Raw genomic sequence first — 14,134 nt, forward strand, 5'->3', positions numbered from 1 at the left:
AGACAGGGACGGCGCGAGTCTCCCGACCTGCCCGACGCGACATGGCCCGTGTGATGCCGCCGGCGCGGATGCCTGCGGACAGGACACGGCGACGGCACGAGACCGGGACGGATGGCTGGGAACGATCTGTCTGCTCCGCTGGGGCTTGGCAAACGCAGATATCTCAATCTGCCGCTCGGGCTTATCGGCGCCGGCCTGATCACCGTCCTGTTGACGACCGCTGTCGTGTGGGTCGGCGTGGTCGATGATCCCTTTGGCGGCGAGCCGACCGCCAATGTCCCCCTGGAACGTTCCATCGACGGACTGACAGCGCGTGACTTCGGCGTCGTCGAGATCCGTCCCGCCGTGGCAGACGGCACAGCAGATCCGGACGCCGCCCGCGAGGCGCGGCTTGAAAAGACCCTCGGCCCGCGCTTCGAACCGAAGGGCGCGGCAGGCACCGAAGCCGCCGCCTCGGCCGAAGTGGCTGGAGATACGTCAGCGGCGCTCTCGATCCGGGCGGATGCCCGTGTCACCGAAACAGGTCCCGACGGACTTCTCCCAATTGTTTCCGAACAGGGGCTGCGTCCGCTCGACGTCTATGCACGCCCGGCGAGCCAATCCTTCAGTTCGGTGCCGAAGATCGCCATCATCGTCGGTGGCATGGGCCTGTCACAGACCGGCACCCAGTCGGCCATCGAGAAGCTCCCCGCCGACATGACCTTCGCCTTTGCCCCCTATGGGGCCAGCCTCGACCGCTGGATGCAGAAGGCCCGCAGGGACGGGCACGAGCTTCTGCTGCAGCTGCCGATGGAGCCCTTCGACTATCCGGACAACGATCCGGGCCCCTACACGCTGCTCGTCGGGGAGACCGCCGACCAGATGAAGGCACGCCTGTCCTGGCTGCTGTCACGCGTCACCAACTACGTCGGCGTGACCAACTACATGGGCGCGCGCTTCACAGCGACCGAAGAGCCGCTGCAACGGCTTCTCGGCGAGGTCACCCGACGCGGCCTCATGTATCTCGACGACGGCTCGTCCTCGCGCAGTCTCGCCGCCGCGACAGCGAACGGCCTGCGCACGCCCTTCTCTCACGCCGACATCGTCATCGACGACGTGCCCCGGCCCGAGGACATCTCCGCCCGCCTGCTCCAGCTCGAAGGCACGGCGCGCGCGCAAGGGGTTGCCGTGGGCATCGCCTCCGCACTGCCGGTCACGATCAACGAACTCGCCCGCTGGTCCAAGGACCTCGAGCAACGCGGCCTCCAGCTCATCCCCATCAGCGCCTCCATCGACCGAAGCGGGCAGCAATAGCCGGCAGGTTTCGCTTTGCCCGCAAACAGGCTGGGGAACGCGACGACCGACCGCGAAACGGAGCCTCCCATGCCCGACACATCCACCCTCCCCTACCGTCCCTGTGTCGGCATCATGCTGATCAATCCGCAGGGTCTCGTCTGGATCGGCAAGAGGGCCCCCTCCGGGGGCGTCGCAGCCAATTATTGCTGGCAGTTGCCGCAAGGCGGGATCGATGCGGGCGAGGATCCGCAGGCGGCCGCGCTGCGCGAGCTCTACGAGGAAACCTCGGTGCGCAGCGTCAGCCTCATGGCCGAGGCGCCGGGCTGGCTCCACTACGACTATCCCCCCGAGGTCAGGCGCAACCCACGTACCGCGAAGTATCGCGGCCAGAAGCAGAAGTGGTTCGCGCTGCGTTTCGAGGGTGATGAAAGCGAGATCAACGTTCTCTCGCCACCGGACGGCCACAAGGCGGAATTCTGCGACTGGCGCTGGACGCGGGCAGCGGAACTGCCCGAACTGATCATCCCCTTCAAGCGCAAGGTCTATGAGGGGGTCGTGACGGCCTTCTCGGCGATCACCGCCTGAAGCCTGCCGCCTGCCATTCCTCCAGAACACCGGCATCCGTCTCGGCTGCGAGACCGTGCTTCGCGTGCTCGGCAAGCCTGTCGGCATGGCCCATGCGGTCAAGCGCCCAGACAGCCATTCCGCGCACCAGCGGGCTCTCGTCGTCGAGACGGGCGGCGACCGGGTCCGCCAGGTCCGCCATGCCGGAATTGCCCGCGGCGATCAGCACGTTGCGCAGAAACCTGTCGCGGCCGATCCGCTTGATCGGCGAGCCGGAGAAGAGCGCGCGAAACCCCGCATCGTCAAGCCGCAGCAGCGTGTCGAGGGACGGCGCCCTGAGGTCCTCGCGGGCGACAAGCCTGGCTTCGGCGGCGATCTGCGCGAACTTGTTCCAGGGGCATGCCGCCAGGCAATCGTCGCAGCCGTAGATGCGGTTGCCCATCGCCGCGCGGAACCTCGTCGGGATCGGCTCCTTGTGCTCGATGGTCAGGTAGGAGATGCAGCGGTTCGCGTCGAGCCGATACGGTGCGGGGAAGGCATCCGTCGGGCAGGCCGTCAGGCAGGCGCGGCATGAGCCGCAATGATCCTGCTCCGGCACATCGACGGGAAGCGGCAGGTCGGTGAAGATCTCCGCGAGGAAGAACCACGAGCCCAACCGCCGCGAGACCAGATTGGTATGCTTGCCCTGCCAGCCGAGCCCGGCCGCCTCCGCCAGCGGCTTTTCCATGACCGGAGCCGTATCGACGAAAACCTTCACCTGGCCGTCGACGCCCATCCGGCGCGCACCTGCGAGCAGTTGCTGCGCGAGTTCCTTGAGCCGTCCCTTGACCAGCTCGTGATAGTCGCGGTTGCGCGCATAGACGGAGATCGTCGCCCGGTCCGGGCTGGACAGCGTGGCGAGCGGATCGTCCTGCGGCGCGTAGGTGAGTGCCAGCGAGATCACACGCCGCGCGCCCTCCCACAGGGCCTGCGGGGCGGAGCGACGCTCGGCGGTCTCTTCCATCCAGTTCATTGTGGCGTGGTGGCCGTCGGCAAGGAAGGTCGACAGACGGGCAGGCGCGAGCGGGATCGCATCCCTGGCGTCAACGACGCGGCAATCGGAAAACCCGAGTTCCCGCGCCTTCTCGTTCAGCCGTTCCTTCAGTCGCGAAGCCTGGCTGCCGCTCAGGTGCGGCGCGGGACGGTCGTCCTCGTTCAGAAGTCCAGGTCGGCATAGCTCGCCGCCGCCGGCATTCCGAGGATCTTGTCCGCCAGCAGCGGACGGAAGCTCGGACGCGACTTGATGCGCGCGTACCACGCCTTCACGTTTTCCTCTTCCGCCCATGGCACTTCACCCAGGTAGTCGGCGCAGGACAATTCGGCCGCCACGGCGAAATCGGCGAAGGTCAGTCGCTCGCCGCCGAGCCAGTTCCGCGAGGCGGCAAGATAGCCGAAATAGCGCATGTGGTGCCCGATATTGGCCCGGGCCACGCGCAACACCGCCGAATCAGGCGAGCCGCCTCCGACGGAGGCCGCCATTTCCTGCTTGTAGATGCGCTCGCGCACGAAGGGACCGACGACCTCGGCATCGAGCTTGTTGAGGGCCCAGTCGACCAGACGGCGCGTCTCGGCGCGCGCGTCCGGATGGTCGGGCATCAGCCTGCGGTCGCCAACGGCATAGCCGCGCGTCTCGTCCAGATACTCCATGATCGCCAGCGCGCCGCAGACCGGCGGGCCGTCGTTCTCCTGCAACACCGGAACGGTGCCTGCCGGATTGAGCATCAGGAAAGCGCGCCGGCGCTCCCAGGGGCGCTCGGTGACGAACTCCACCTTTGCCCCGTATTCGGCGAGCACGAGCTGCACGAATCGGGAGGATGGAGAGAAGGGATGGCGATAAAGGGTCAACATAACTGGATCGTAACCGGTCACGGTTAATCAAACGATGCGCGGAGCCCCCTCCCAAGAGGCCCGTATACGCCGCGTTCGCTTCTGATACAACGCACGCATCGACTTCCCCACCGGCCAGAGCGCACTGACCTCCCGCCGGTCGCTCGCAAAGCTCAGCTGGGAGAACACCCGCAATGACCTCGGATACACTCGTTGGCGCCCTCATTCTCGGTCTGGTCGAGGGACTGACGGAATTCATTCCGGTCTCGTCCACCGGACACATCCTGCTGCTTGGACATTTCATCGGATTCGAGAGCAACGGCAAGACCTTCGAGGTTCTGATCCAGCTCGGCGCGATCCTCGCGATCCTCACCGTCTACGCCCAGCGGCTGATCTCGATCGCCATGGCGCTGCCGAGCGACGCCAACGCCCGCCGATTCGTTTTCGGCATCCTGCTGGCGTTCCTGCCGGCCGCCGTCTTCGGTGTTCTGCTGCATGGCTTCATCAAATCGGTGCTGTTCGAATCACCGGCGCTGATCTGCACCATGCTGCTGGTCGGCGGCATCATCCTGCTTGCCATCGACCGCATGCCGCTGAAGCCGAAGTATCACGATGCCATGGACTATCCGCTGTGGCTCTGCCTGGCGATCGGCTTCTGCCAGACGCTGGCGATGGTGCCGGGTGTGTCGCGCTCCGGCGCGACCATCGCAGGGGCGCTTCTGCTGGGCACCGACAAGCGCTCGGCTGCCGAGTTCTCGTTCTTCCTCGCCATGCCGACCATGGCGGGCGCCTTTGCCTATGACCTTTTCAAGAACCGCAACGTGCTGTCCCTGGACGATGTGACGATCATCGCCGTCGGCTTCGTCGCCGCCTTCGTCACCGCTGTGTTCGTGGTGCGCGGCCTGCTCGACTTCGTCAGCCGGCACGGCTTCGCCCCCTTTGCCTGGTGGCGCATTGCCGTCGGCCTGGCGGGCTTTGCCGGCCTATACATCCTCGGCTGAAGACCCGTCCGGGCCGTGGGCGCGGAGCATGTCCTCCAGGTCCCGCGCACAACGCCGGCGCAACTCCGGCGGTGCCACCAGCTCGGCGCCGGGGCCAAGCCAGCGGGCAAGCGGCAGGATGATGACCGGATCGACGCTCGGGATACGGACGCTGACGCATCCGTCGCCCGAAGCCTCGAAGGCGGCATGGCGGTAGTACCAGTCGCGGGCCAGCAGGCGCGCCTGCGCCTCCTGCACCTTGAAGACGCTGACCGCGCCGTCGGCCTCCCAGCGCCGCATGGCCCGCGACAGCCACTCCCGGCCCATCTGGGTCGCGACCGACAGGCCCGCGCGCGGTCGGAAGCCCATGCCGCTGACCTCTGCCTCCAGCATCCTGTCAGCGCGCATCAGACGCTCCGAGCCGAGATCCACATCGTGGCCGTAGAGATACCAGCGGTCCCTGTCGAAGAGGATGCCGTGCGGCTCCACGTCGAAGTCGGCGACACGGCTGCGGTAGGGATTCTCGTGGCGCAGGCGAACACGGCGGCCCGACAGAATGCCCTGCATGAAAACATCGACGGCAGACTGCATCCGGACCGAATCGATCCGGTCCGGTTCGGCGTGGAAGATATCGGCCGATGGCTTCTCGATGCCGACGATGCGCCCGCCCTGCTCGAAGACCTCCCGCGCCGCTTTCGGCAGGGAGGCCAGAAGCTTGGCCTGGGCGGTGTCGAGATCGGCCAGAAGCGGCGTCGCCTTGAGCCCGCGGGCAAGCGCCAGCGCAACCAGCAGCGCCGCGGTCTCGCCCCGGGTGAGCGCCACCGGCGGCTGCAGATAGTCGCGGGCGAGCCGGTAGCCGCCCTCCACCCCACGCTCCGCCTCCACCGGAATGCCGAGCGCCATCAGGCGGTCGATGTCGCGGTAGATGGTGCGCACCGACACCTCGAACCGCTCGGCGAGCTCGCCGGCGCTGCGCTGCCCCCCACTCAGCAGCAACAGGATGCCCAGCGCCCGTTCGATCGCGTTCATGCACACTCCCGGGGCGCCGGACCGCGGTGCCCCTCTCCCGTCATGCACCGGCCCGGCGTCGGCGCTTCGCATTCCGTCATGAGAGCGGAACATACCTGACGCGCTGCTGTCAGGTATGGGGTGCGATGCTCCGCGCCATCGTCGCCGTCCACAGGAAAAGGACGCGACCCATGCAGGAGACACCGCCATGACGGAGATCAGACTCTACCAGACGCTCACCCCTCGCCACCGATCGATTCTGTGGCGGCTTCTGGCCCGCATCGCGGAGAGCTGGAACAGCACCCGGCGCGCCAGAGCCAACAGGCGGGCACTCGAGGACCTCGACGAGGCGGGGCTGCGCGATATCGGCCTGTCGCGCAGTGCACAAGGCTACATTCCCGCGCATGGCCTCGACGAGCGCAACAGGCGGCGAATCGTTTCGCTGGGGACGTCCTTCGGACTCTGGCGGTAAGGAGAGGTCTCCCGCAGGCGCATCGCCAACGCAAAGGGGCGGCAAGGTCCATGACCCGCCGCCCCCTGTCGATTGCAATGCGTCGAAACCCGGCGATCAGCCTTCGGCGAGCGGCCGGTTGGCGTCATACTGGCCGCGCTCGCGGAAACGCTCCAGATAGGTCGGCAGGATCGCGGCCATGCTGCTGCCCTTGATGCCAAGCCCCTCGAGCGTGTGCCCCTCCGCGATTGCGGCCTGCGACACGACGTTGTCGGACTTGAGCAGTTCGACCTGATCGACGGTCAGCAGCGAGCCGGGCAGCATCTGCAGGATGCGGGCCTTGAAGCGGGCGAGACCGAAGGGCAGCGGCACCAGCAGGCGCTTGCGGCGCACGACGGTCAGCATCAGTTCCAGGCACTGGCGGAAGCTCGCGACCTCTGGCCCGCCGAGCTCATAGGTCGTGCCGCGGGCGATGTCGCCGTCGACCGCGCGGGCAATCACCTCGGCCACGTCACCGACGAAGACGGGCTGGAACCTGGTCTCGCCGCCGCCGATCAGCGGCAGGGCCGGAGACAGGCGCGCCATGGCGGCGAAGCGGTTGAAGAAGTCGTCCTCGGGACCGAAAACGATGGACGGGCGGACGATGACCGCTCCGGGAACCGTCTCGCGAACCGCCGCCTCGCCCCGTGCCTTGGTGCGTGCATAGATCGATGCGCTGTCGGCATCGGCGCCGATGGCGGAAATCTGCACCAGATTTTCGATGCCGGCGGCGCGGGTCGCCTCGGCGACCGCCCGTGCGCCGAACGTCTGGACCGCGTCGAAGGTCTGCTGGCCGCTCTCGGCCAGGATCCCGACCAGATTGACCACCGCATCCGACCCTTCGACCGCCCGGTCGACCGACCAGCGGTGGCGCAGGTTCGCCTGCACCGGCATGATCTGGCCGACGGCGCCGAGCGGCTGGAGGAATTCGGCCAGGTCCGGTCGGCGCACCGCCACGCGGATGCGGTAGCCGCGCCGCGCCAGCGCGCGCACCACGTGCCGGCCGATGAAGCCGGAGCCGCCGAAAACCGTCACCAGCTTGCCATTCAGGGCGCTAGCGCCGTTTGCTGTACCGGATGCGCTTGCCATTGCCGTCGCTCCCTCGCCGGCTTTCGCCGTGATCTCGTGCCCTGCGTCGCCTCGCGCCCGCCCGTCCAACCGCACGGTCCCTCGGGTGCGAACGGGCAGGAGGTTTGGTCTCGGGCCTGTGTGCCCGCCCCGCGCGCCCGCGCGACGCCTTATCCGGGTCTCTTAGCCCTTGTGCCCGGTTCTGTGAAGGGCAGTTGTGCATGAAGGTAAAATGGCTGCGAAAGGGCCGTTGACAAGCCTCGAACTGTTCCTTACAAGCCCCCCTCACAGCCCAGGTGGCGGAATTGGTAGACGCACTAGCTTCAGGTGCTAGCGCTCGAAAGGGCGTGGAGGTTCGAGTCCTCTCCTGGGCACCAAAATTCGCTTCGGACAGACTACCAAGGTCTGAAGCATCCGAAAAAGGTCCGGTTCGCCGGGCCTTTTTTCGTTTCCGGGCTTCGGTTTAGAGTTCGGGCCCGCCAGACTTCCCTGCCGATTCATCCACGGTTCAGAACCGCGACGCTAGTCTGCCGGAATCGCCCGACCGCGCGGAGGCCGGCCGCATTGCATTGCGCGCAAGATGGACGCGGCCGGCAAAGGCCGATATCAAGGCCCGCAGTTGTGACAAGGGGACGTTTGATGACCATTCGCCTGCACCGCGGTGACCTGCCCGATCTTTCCGCGCCCGAGATGGCGGCCTATGCCAGCGCAGACGCGGTGGCTGTCGACACCGAGACGCTGGGCCTGAAGCCGCACCGCGACCGGCTCTGCGTCGTGCAGATTTCCGCTGGCGACGGCAACGCCGATGTCGTGCAGATTGCCGCCGGCCAGACGGCCGCTCCCAATCTGGCGCGCCTGCTCGGCGACCAGGGCAAGACGGTGATCTTCCATTTCGCCCGCTTCGACGTCGCGGTGCTCGCCAACGCGCTCGGCATCGACTGCCGTCCGGTCTGGTGCACCAAGATCGCCTCCAAGCTGGTGCGCACCTATACCGACCGGCACGGGCTCAAGGACCTGTTGCGCGAGATGCTCTCGGTGGAGATCTCCAAACATCAGCAGAGTTCCGACTGGGCGGCGGAGGAGCTCTCCGAAGCGCAGCTCGCCTATGCCGCCTCGGACGTGCTGCACCTGCACGCGCTGAAGGAAAAGCTCGAGGGCCGTCTTGCCCGCGAGGGACGCACTGAAATTGCCGACGCCTGCTTTGAGTTCCTGCCGACCCGGGCCCGGCTCGACCTGGCCGGATGGGACGACACGGATATCTTCGCGCACAGCTGACCGGCACCCTATATTGAGCTCAAGTTTCGGCGCGGCGGCGCCGACCGACGCGCCTTGGCGGCGCGAACAGGATCATGACGGACGGGACCTTGGAACAGCAGGTCGTCACTCAAGCCGCGCACGCGGGACCCTCGGGTCCCCGCGCGGGCACAGGCAGGGCGCAGGCCCGGGAGGCGGCGCGCCGCCACTCCCGGCGGGTGCGCCGGCTGCGGGTCATTGTGCCCGGCCTCGGCCTGCTGCTGTTCCTGGCCGTCGCCGGCATGATGGCCGTCAGCAGTTATCTCAGCGGCCTCGGCTTCGGCGCGATCACGCTGACCGCCGACGGGCTTGTGATGGACAGCCCCGAGCTTTCCGGCCACGACGGTGATCGCTCCTACCGGGTGACGGCGCGCCGCGCCATCCAGCGCATCAGCGACCCGCGCATCATCGACCTCGAGGACATCAAGGCCGAGTTGAAACTCTCGGCAGAGCAAAGCCTCGCCCTCACCTCGGTGCGCGGCACCTACAACAGCGCCGAGGAAACGCTCGCCCTTGCAGGCGGCATCGACGTCACCACCAGCGAGGGCTATTCCGCACGCTTCGGCTCGCTTGACGTCAACCTCAAGACCGGCGAGATCAGAACCCCCGATCCGACAACGCTGATGTCGTCTTTCGGCTCACTGACCGCCTCGCGGATGCGTTTCGACCAGGATGGCAGTACACTCACCTTCACCGACGGGATCCGGATGACCATCGACCCGTCCAAAACGGGGCAGTCCCAATGAACAGCGGAGCGCATCCCATGATGGACAGACTGGCCATGACGGACAGAACGGCCGCGGCCGGGCCACGATCCACGCGCCTTTTCCGGCGCGTGCGAAAGAGCGCCCTTGCCTTTGCCGTGCTTGCCGCCGCGACGCTGCCGGCCGGCGCGCAGACCTTTTCCGACGCCTTCGCCGGGTTCGGCTCCAACGACCGCGAGCCGATCCAGATCGAGGCGAAGGAGCTGCAGGTCCAGGACAAGAACCAGAGCGCGGTGTTCAGTGGCGACGTCGTCGTCACCCAGGGCAACGCCGTGCTCAAGACCCAGAGGCTGCTGGTGCGCTACGACGGCACGGCGACCGGCGGCGTCAACCAGAAGATCTCCAGCCTCGAGGCGAGCGGCCGCGTCTACATCTCCTCGCAGGACCAGACGGCGACCGGCGACCAGGCGAGCTTCGACATGAAGGCCCAGCGCATGGTCATGACCGGCAAGCAGGTGGTTCTCTCGCAGGGGCCGAACGTCATCGTCGGCAACAAGCTGACGGTGAACCTCAAGACCGGGCAGGCGGATCTCGAGGCGCCGAAGAGCGGTCGCGTCAAGGTTCTGATCCAGCCCAACAGCATGCCGAAGTCCCAGTAGGTCGACGCTTCGGCCTCGACACACCGGGAGCGAGCCCCTATTCCTTGCCGAACTGGTGCCCGCGTCACGCAAGCGGGCGCCGGATTGCCGGACCAGGACATTCTCCGACTGGATGCCCCCTTGAAGCTCATCTCGTTCTTTTCTTCCGGCGCGCGCGCCCCCGCCGACCACGGCCAGGATCGCCACATCGATCCCGTCGCGGAGGACGGCCTTCTGGTCGTCGACGGCATCGGCAAGAGCTACAAGCGCCGCCAGGTGGTGCGCCATGTCAGCCTGATGGTGCAACGGGGCGAGGCGGTCGGCCTGCTCGGCCCCAACGGTGCCGGCAAGACGACCTGCTTCTACATGATCACCGGCCTGATCCAGCCCGACCACGGCGCGATCCGCCTCGACGGGTTCGACATCACGCGCCTGCCGATGTACCGGCGTGCCAGGCTCGGCATCGGCTACCTGCCCCAGGAAGCCTCGATCTTCCGCGGCCTGTCCGTCGAGGACAACATCCGCGCCGTGCTCGAGGTGGTCGAGCCCGACCGCAAGCGCCGGACGGAGGATCTGGAGAACCTGCTCGAGGAATTCGGCGTCACGCATCTGCGCAAGTCGCCGGCCATCGCGCTTTCGGGTGGCGAGCGGCGGCGCGTCGAAATCGCGCGCGCGCTCGCCAGTCGGCCGACCTTCATGCTTCTCGACGAACCCTTCGCCGGTATCGACCCCATCGCCGTCGGCGACATCCAGCAGCTCGTGCGCCACCTGACACAGCGCGGCATCGGTGTCCTCATCACCGACCACAACGTGCGCGAGACGCTCGGCCTCATCGACCGGGCCTATATCATTGCCGCCGGCGAGGTCCTGACCGAGGGCTCTCCCTACGAGATCGTCGCCAATCCGGACGTGCGCCGGCTCTATCTGGGCGAACAGTTTACGCTTTGAAGCGACCCCCGCGTTAGGATACAAAGCAAGAAGCGGACCAATTTTGTTGCGCCCGCCCGAGATTGCATGTGCGGCATGATGGCGCGCGACGGGTGGCCTTGCCCGCGTCGCGCCGCTGCCGAACGGGAGGAAACCGGGAGCCTTCATGGCCCTATCACCGAAGCTGGAGATCCGTCAGGGCCAGACCCTGATCATGACGCCGCAGTTGATGCAGGCCATCAAGCTCCTGCAGATGTCGAGCCTCGATCTGACGAGCTACGTCGAGGCGGAGATGGAGCGCAATCCGCTTCTGGAACGCTCCGAGGGAGACGGCGGCGGCGCGGAGCGCGACGACCCGGGCGCGGATGACGGCGCGCGCGAGGCGGCCTCCGGCGAGAACGACGGCGAATGGCTGCGTTCGGAGCTTTCCGACACCTCCCGCGAGATCGCCGACAAGCTCGACACCGATCTTGGCAACATCTACCCCGACGATCCGGGCACACGGGTTTCGGCCGACGCCGGCGGCGAGCCGACGCAGCGCGACGCCTGGCAGATGGGCCTCGGCGGCGGCAGCGGCTCGGGCGGCAGCGGCGACGGCTACAATCTCGAGGCCTTCGTCGCCTCCGGCGTCAGCCTGCAGGACCACCTGGCCGCACAGATGGTGCTCGCCTTCACCGACCCGGTGGAGCGCATCGTCGCGCGGGCGATGATCGACAACCTCGACGAGGCCGGCTACCTCAGGTTCGACCTCGACGAGATGGCCGAACGGATGGGACTGGAGCGGCAGCGCCTCGAGGCGGTGCTGAAGGTGCTCCAGACATTCGAGCCGACCGGCGTCTTCGCCACATCACTTCCCGAATGCCTCCGGCTCCAGCTCATCGAGAAGAACCGCTACGACCCGGCCATGGCCTGCCTGATCGAGAATATCGAGCTGCTGGCCCGTCATGACCTGGCCGGCCTGAAGGCGCTGTGCGGGGTCGATGACGAGGACCTGTCCGAGATGATCGGCGAATTGCGTGCGCTCGATCCCAAGCCCGGCAGTTCCTTCGGCGAAACGCTGGTGCAGCCCGTGGTTCCGGACGTGATCGTGCGGCCCGCGCGCGATGGCGGCTGGAGCGTGGAACTGAACAGCGAGACGCTGCCCAAGGTGCTGGTCAACCAGACCTATTATGCCGAAATCAGCACGCAGGCGCGCGGCGAGAAGGAAAAGGCCTTCCTGACCGACTGCCTGCAGACGGCCAACTGGCTCGCCAAGAGTCTCGACCAGCGGGCCCGCACGATCATGAAGGTGGCGAGCGAGATCGTGCGCCAGCAGGATGCCTTCCTGGCCTATGGCGTGCAGCATCTTCGACCGCTGAACCTGCGCACCATCGCCGAGGCGATCTCGATGCACGAGTCGACCGTGAGCCGCGTCACGTCGAACAAGTACATGGCGACGCCCAGGGGCATCTTCGAGCTCAAGTATTTCTTCTCCGCCGCCATCGCCTCGAGCGGCGGCGGCGACGCGCATTCGGCCGAAGCGGTGCGCCACCGCATCCGCACGCTCATCGACGCGGAGGCACCCGACAACATCCTCTCCGACGATACGATCGTGAAGATCCTCAAGGACGATGGCGTCGATATCGCCCGGCGCACCGTGGCCAAGTATCGGGAATCCATGAGGATCGGTTCGTCGGTGCAGCGCCGGCGCGAGAAGCGGGCGCGCGGCGGCTGAGGTGCGGGCGCAAGGTGTCGACCCGGGCTCCGGCGCGCGGCGCGGGACGGGTTTCGAGACGTCCCGGAAATCCCCATGCGGGAGTTCATTTGACTTCCCCCCGGCGGACGCTTATAGCACCGGCCGCGGCAGAGAGCGGACGGGACGTCCGCCTGCCGCGCGGAAGCAGCCCGAACCGACCAGGATAGCAGCCGGAATTCGCGCCGGAGCGAACAGGCATTGCCTCTGGAGACAATCGGACGCAGGGCTGGCACGGACAGGCCGCGAGAAGCGGTCGATCCGCGCACGACGCGGCGCTCGCATGCGCCGTGCCGTGCTGATAGGGTTGACCCGGTACGGGACGGCTGCACGCGAATCGGTGTAGCTGGCTTGTTACCACTCGAGAAGAGAAGGCTCGGCGTTGTTGACGGGGCTCCTTCGGGATCAGGTCGCTGGCGTCGGGTTCGGTCCAGAAAAAGAAGAGGTTCCCATGTCTCTGCGGGTATCGGGGAAGAATGTCGACGTTGGTGACGCGCTGCGCACGCACATCGAGGAGCGCCTTGCAGAAGGCGTATCGAAGTACTTCGATGGCGGCTTCACGGGCCATGTGACGATCGGTCGGGAAGGCTCGGGCTATCGCTCCGAGTGCAATCTGCATCTCGACACGGGTATCGACCTTCAGGTTTCCGCCGACAGCCAGGACCCGCGCCAGAGCTTCGATGCCGCCGCGGAGCGGATCGAGAAGCGCCTGCGGCGCTACAAGCGCAAGCTCAAGGACCATCACCTGCACGCCGCAAACGGTCGTGAGGCGATGAACGCGGCGACCTACGTATTGGCCTCCGTCGAGGAAGAGGAGGAGGTTGCGGCCGACTTCACACCACTTGTCGTGGCCGAGACCTCGGCGAAGGTGAAGACCATGACGGTCGGCATGGCCGTGATGCATCTCGACCTCACCGAGGCGCCGGTGGTGGTGTTCCACAACGCCGGAAACGGCAATGTGAACGTCGTCTATCGGCGTGCGGACGGCAACTACGGGTGGATCGACCCGGAAAACGCCGCAAAATAATCAATCACGGTCGACGCCGCGCCCAGTGCGGGCGCGGCCGTTTCCGACCAATCCCTTCAACTGCCACGAGTCGCCTCATGGACCTCAACGATCTCCTCACATCGAAAGCGATCGTTCCGAGCCTGAAAGCAAACAGCAAGAAGCAGGCCCTTCAGGAACTGGCGACGAAAGCCGCCGCCGTTACCGGTCTGCCGGAGCGCGACATCTTCGACACGCTGTTGCAGCGCGAGCGCCTGGGTTCCACCGGCGTCGGCAACGGCATCGCGATCCCGCATGGCAAGCTGGTGCAGCTCGACAAGCTTGTCGGCCTGTTCGCACGGCTTGACCGGCCGATCGACTTCGACGCGCTCGACGATCAGCCCGTCGATCTCGTCTTCGTTCTCCTGGCGCCCGAGGGCGCCGGCGCGGACCACCTGAAGGCGCTTGCCCGCATTGCCAGGCGCCTGCGTGATCCGGGCACTGTGGCGAAGCTGCGCGCAACCAGCGACGCGGATGCGCTGTACACGATCCTGACCCAGACCACCGCTTCCAACGCGGCGTGAGACGGTCGGCCCCGGCGCAA

Annotated in this window: 15 protein-coding genes and 1 tRNA gene; 12 read left to right on the forward strand and 4 right to left on the reverse strand. The window is 66.8% G+C overall.

The genetic code is table 11. The annotated features are described in order from the left end of the window. The first annotated feature begins 111 nt into the window (after nucleotides 1–111). Together ACSLUQ_RS13700 and ACSLUQ_RS13705 are read left to right on the forward strand one after the other, a co-directional pair. Nucleotides 112–1,293: a divergent polysaccharide deacetylase family protein gene (locus ACSLUQ_RS13700; protein ID WP_461808837.1), complete on the forward strand. Its 1,182-nt coding sequence runs from the start codon at nucleotides 112–114 to the stop codon at nucleotides 1,291–1,293. A 69-nt stretch (nucleotides 1,294–1,362) separates the two neighbouring features. Beyond that, nucleotides 1,363–1,860: an RNA pyrophosphohydrolase gene (locus ACSLUQ_RS13705; protein ID WP_417771966.1), complete on the forward strand. Its 498-nt coding sequence runs from the start codon at nucleotides 1,363–1,365 to the stop codon at nucleotides 1,858–1,860. Here the strand turns inward: ACSLUQ_RS13705 and queG are convergent. Both queG and ACSLUQ_RS13715 read right to left on the reverse strand, forming a co-directional pair. Then, a complete protein-coding gene (queG, locus tag ACSLUQ_RS13710; protein ID WP_417772158.1) occupies nucleotides 1,850–3,007 on the reverse strand; it encodes a tRNA epoxyqueuosine(34) reductase QueG in 1,158 nt (385 codons plus the stop codon). The two genes, ACSLUQ_RS13705 and queG, sit on opposite strands and share 11 nt — an antisense overlap. Before the next feature lie 26 nt (nucleotides 3,008–3,033). Then, nucleotides 3,034–3,726: a glutathione S-transferase family protein gene (locus ACSLUQ_RS13715; RefSeq protein ID WP_417771965.1), complete on the reverse strand. Its 693-nt coding sequence runs from the start codon at nucleotides 3,724–3,726 to the stop codon at nucleotides 3,034–3,036. A 173-nt stretch (nucleotides 3,727–3,899) separates the two neighbouring features. On the opposite strand from ACSLUQ_RS13715, the gene ACSLUQ_RS13720 reads away from it, so the two are divergent. Further along, nucleotides 3,900–4,706, forward strand: a complete 807-nt coding sequence (locus ACSLUQ_RS13720; protein ID WP_417771964.1) for an undecaprenyl-diphosphate phosphatase — start codon at nucleotides 3,900–3,902, stop codon at nucleotides 4,704–4,706. Here the strand turns inward: ACSLUQ_RS13720 and ACSLUQ_RS13725 are convergent. After that, a complete protein-coding gene (locus ACSLUQ_RS13725) occupies nucleotides 4,689–5,714 on the reverse strand; it encodes a helix-turn-helix transcriptional regulator (protein ID WP_461808838.1) in 1,026 nt (341 codons plus the stop codon). The two genes, ACSLUQ_RS13720 and ACSLUQ_RS13725, sit on opposite strands and share 18 nt — an antisense overlap. A 187-nt stretch (nucleotides 5,715–5,901) precedes the next feature. Here ACSLUQ_RS13725 and ACSLUQ_RS13730 point away from each other — a divergent pair, with 187 nt between their 5' ends. After that, nucleotides 5,902–6,165: a DUF1127 domain-containing protein gene (locus tag ACSLUQ_RS13730; protein ID WP_417771962.1), complete on the forward strand. Its 264-nt coding sequence runs from the start codon at nucleotides 5,902–5,904 to the stop codon at nucleotides 6,163–6,165. Between the two features lie 96 nt (nucleotides 6,166–6,261). Here the strand turns inward: ACSLUQ_RS13730 and ACSLUQ_RS13735 are convergent, their stop codons facing one another. Next, nucleotides 6,262–7,272 carry a complex I NDUFA9 subunit family protein gene (locus ACSLUQ_RS13735; protein ID WP_417771961.1) on the reverse strand — a complete coding sequence of 337 codons (1,011 nt, stop codon included), beginning with the start codon at nucleotides 7,270–7,272 and terminating at the stop codon, nucleotides 6,262–6,264. A 269-nt stretch (nucleotides 7,273–7,541) separates the two neighbouring features. On the opposite strand from ACSLUQ_RS13735, the gene ACSLUQ_RS13740 reads away from it, so the two are divergent. The 8 genes from ACSLUQ_RS13740 (at nucleotide 7,542) to ptsN (ending at nucleotide 14,114) form a co-directional block, all read left to right on the forward strand. Beyond that, nucleotides 7,542–7,628: transfer RNA gene (locus tag ACSLUQ_RS13740), tRNA-Leu, on the forward strand. Between the two features lie 262 nt (nucleotides 7,629–7,890). Further along, nucleotides 7,891–8,526 (forward strand): ribonuclease D, encoded by a 636-nt coding sequence (locus ACSLUQ_RS13745; RefSeq protein WP_461808839.1) that lies wholly within the window; start codon nucleotides 7,891–7,893, stop codon nucleotides 8,524–8,526. Nucleotides 8,527–8,600: 74 nt separating this feature from the next. Further along, nucleotides 8,601–9,290 carry an LPS export ABC transporter periplasmic protein LptC gene (lptC, locus tag ACSLUQ_RS13750; RefSeq protein WP_417771959.1) on the forward strand — a complete coding sequence of 230 codons (690 nt, stop codon included), beginning with the start codon at nucleotides 8,601–8,603 and terminating at the stop codon, nucleotides 9,288–9,290. A 35-nt stretch (nucleotides 9,291–9,325) separates the two neighbouring features. Beyond that, nucleotides 9,326–9,907, forward strand: a complete 582-nt coding sequence (locus ACSLUQ_RS13755) for an LptA/OstA family protein (protein ID WP_461808840.1) — start codon at nucleotides 9,326–9,328, stop codon at nucleotides 9,905–9,907. Between the two features lie 186 nt (nucleotides 9,908–10,093). Continuing rightward, nucleotides 10,094–10,834: an LPS export ABC transporter ATP-binding protein gene (lptB, locus tag ACSLUQ_RS13760; RefSeq protein WP_417772157.1), complete on the forward strand. Its 741-nt coding sequence runs from the start codon at nucleotides 10,094–10,096 to the stop codon at nucleotides 10,832–10,834. A 145-nt stretch (nucleotides 10,835–10,979) separates the two neighbouring features. Further along, the gene (gene rpoN / locus ACSLUQ_RS13765; protein ID WP_461808841.1) at nucleotides 10,980–12,527 is read left to right on the forward strand and encodes an RNA polymerase factor sigma-54; all 1,548 of its coding nucleotides are present in this window, start codon (nucleotides 10,980–10,982) and stop codon (nucleotides 12,525–12,527) included. A gap of 469 nt (nucleotides 12,528–12,996) precedes the next feature. Beyond that, complete coding sequence (gene hpf, locus ACSLUQ_RS13770) at nucleotides 12,997–13,572, forward strand: ribosome hibernation-promoting factor, HPF/YfiA family (RefSeq protein ID WP_417771956.1); 576 nt, start codon at nucleotides 12,997–12,999, stop codon at nucleotides 13,570–13,572. 77 nt (nucleotides 13,573–13,649) lie between these two features. Further along, complete coding sequence (gene ptsN, locus ACSLUQ_RS13775; RefSeq protein ID WP_417771955.1) at nucleotides 13,650–14,114, forward strand: PTS IIA-like nitrogen regulatory protein PtsN; 465 nt, start codon at nucleotides 13,650–13,652, stop codon at nucleotides 14,112–14,114. Nucleotides 14,115–14,134 lie beyond the last annotated feature (20 nt).

This window comes from Stappia sp. ICDLI1TA098, from assembly GCF_054880955.1.

Coding starts and splice junctions, on each gene's coding strand:
- ACSLUQ_RS13720 (WP_417771964.1), top strand. CDS start 3,900: ATGACCTCGGATACACTCGTTGGCGCCCTCATTCTCGGTCTGGTCGAG.
- lptC (WP_417771959.1), top strand. CDS start 8,601: ATGACGGACGGGACCTTGGAACAGCAGGTCGTCACTCAAGCCGCGCAC.
- ACSLUQ_RS13705 (WP_417771966.1), top strand. CDS start 1,363: ATGCCCGACACATCCACCCTCCCCTACCGTCCCTGTGTCGGCATCATG.
- ACSLUQ_RS13715 (WP_417771965.1), bottom strand. CDS start 3,726: ATGTTGACCCTTTATCGCCATCCCTTCTCTCCATCCTCCCGATTCGTG.
- hpf (WP_417771956.1), top strand. CDS start 12,997: ATGTCTCTGCGGGTATCGGGGAAGAATGTCGACGTTGGTGACGCGCTG.
- ACSLUQ_RS13745 (WP_461808839.1), top strand. CDS start 7,891: ATGACCATTCGCCTGCACCGCGGTGACCTGCCCGATCTTTCCGCGCCC.
- ACSLUQ_RS13755 (WP_461808840.1), top strand. CDS start 9,326: ATGACGGACAGAACGGCCGCGGCCGGGCCACGATCCACGCGCCTTTTC.
- ACSLUQ_RS13735 (WP_417771961.1), bottom strand. CDS start 7,272: ATGGCAAGCGCATCCGGTACAGCAAACGGCGCTAGCGCCCTGAATGGC.
- ACSLUQ_RS13730 (WP_417771962.1), top strand. CDS start 5,902: ATGACGGAGATCAGACTCTACCAGACGCTCACCCCTCGCCACCGATCG.
- ACSLUQ_RS13725 (WP_461808838.1), bottom strand. CDS start 5,714: ATGAACGCGATCGAACGGGCGCTGGGCATCCTGTTGCTGCTGAGTGGG.
- rpoN (WP_461808841.1), top strand. CDS start 10,980: ATGGCCCTATCACCGAAGCTGGAGATCCGTCAGGGCCAGACCCTGATC.
- ptsN (WP_417771955.1), top strand. CDS start 13,650: ATGGACCTCAACGATCTCCTCACATCGAAAGCGATCGTTCCGAGCCTG.
- ACSLUQ_RS13700 (WP_461808837.1), top strand. CDS start 112: ATGGCTGGGAACGATCTGTCTGCTCCGCTGGGGCTTGGCAAACGCAGA.